Source organism: Streptomyces sp. NPDC089915 (genome assembly GCF_040684675.1).
GTDB lineage: Bacteria > Actinomycetota > Actinomycetes > Streptomycetales > Streptomycetaceae > Streptomyces.
In genome coordinates this window covers 1-1119 of the sequence record NZ_JBFBGN010000413.1, presented here as the reverse complement: position 1 = coordinate 1119, position 1119 = coordinate 1, and the positions used below count along the sequence as shown (strand labels likewise).

Below are 1119 nucleotides of genomic sequence, written 5' to 3'. Positions count from 1 at the left end.
GGCGAGAGCAGTTCGCCGTTGACCCGGCCGTCGGCGAGGAAGACCACCCGGTCCGCGTACGAGGCGGCGACCGGGTCGTGGGTGACCATGACGACGGTCTGGCCCTCCAGGTCCACCATCGTGCGCAGCATGCTGAGCACTTCGCGGCCGGTGGTGGAGTCCAGCGCACCGGTGGGCTCGTCGCCGAACAGCACGTCGGGGCGGGTGATCAGGGCGCGGGCCAGCGCGACGCGCTGCTGCTGGCCGCCGGACATCTCGGTCGGGCGGTGGCGGGCACGCTCCCCGAGGCCGACCCGGGCCAGGACCTCCCGTACCTCCTCGCGGGAGGGCTTGCGGCCGGCGAGGCGCAGCGGCAGCGCCACGTTCTGCTCGGCGGTCAGCGCGGGCAGGAGGTTGAAGGCCTGGAAGACGAAACCGATCCGGTCCCGCCGCAGCAGTGTCAGCTTGCGCTCGCTCAGGCCCGTCAGTTCGGTTCCGCCCACCACGACCGAGCCGGAGGTGGGCCGGTCGAGGCCCGCGGCGCACTGCAGCAGGGTCGACTTGCCCGAGCCGGACGGGCCCATGACCGCCGTGAACGTGCTCCGGGGGAAGGTGAGGGACACGTCGTCGAGGGCCGTGACGGCGTCGTCGCCCGAGCCGTAGGCCCGCGTCACGGCGCGCAGCTGAATCGCATCGATTTCCATGGGTTCCACTCAACCGCCGGCCGGCCTTCCCCACACGGGGGCCGCATGGAGTCCTGGGGTATGCCCTGCCCTACCCGGTGAGGTCGCGCTGCCCGTAGCCGCGGTGACCATCAGGGCGGATCGTGCCGGTACGGCGGCCTCTTCTACGGTGGGGCCATGCGCTCTCGCAACGTCTGTCAGGCCCTGACCCGGCCCGACTTCCTGCTGTCGCCCTGGCCCTGGCGGTCCGCCGCCTATCTGCTCAGCAGCGCGCCGGTCGGCGCCGCGGCGCTGGTCACGATGGTCGTCCTCGCCGTGGTCGGAGGGCTCCTCGCCGTCGTCCTGGTGGGACTTCCCCTCCTCGCGGCCCTCGCCCTGGCCGGGATCCCGCTGGCGGCCGTGGAACGCCGGTGCGGATCGGGAGCGGGTCCCCCGTCGATCAGCCGCAGCCGCCGGC

At 73.4% G+C, this 1119-nt stretch carries 2 protein-coding genes; one reads left to right on the top strand and one right to left on the bottom strand.

Annotation, left to right across the window (positions count from 1 at the left end):
* The coding region (locus AB0O29_RS36275) for an ABC transporter ATP-binding protein (protein WP_365160808.1) at positions 1-683 on the bottom strand (683 nt) is incomplete at its 3' end.
* 156 nt (positions 684-839) lie between these two features.
* Between AB0O29_RS36275 and AB0O29_RS36270 the strand changes: the two genes are divergently transcribed.
* On the top strand, positions 840-1119 hold a 280-nt coding region (locus AB0O29_RS36270), incomplete at its 3' end, for a sensor domain-containing protein (protein ID WP_365160805.1).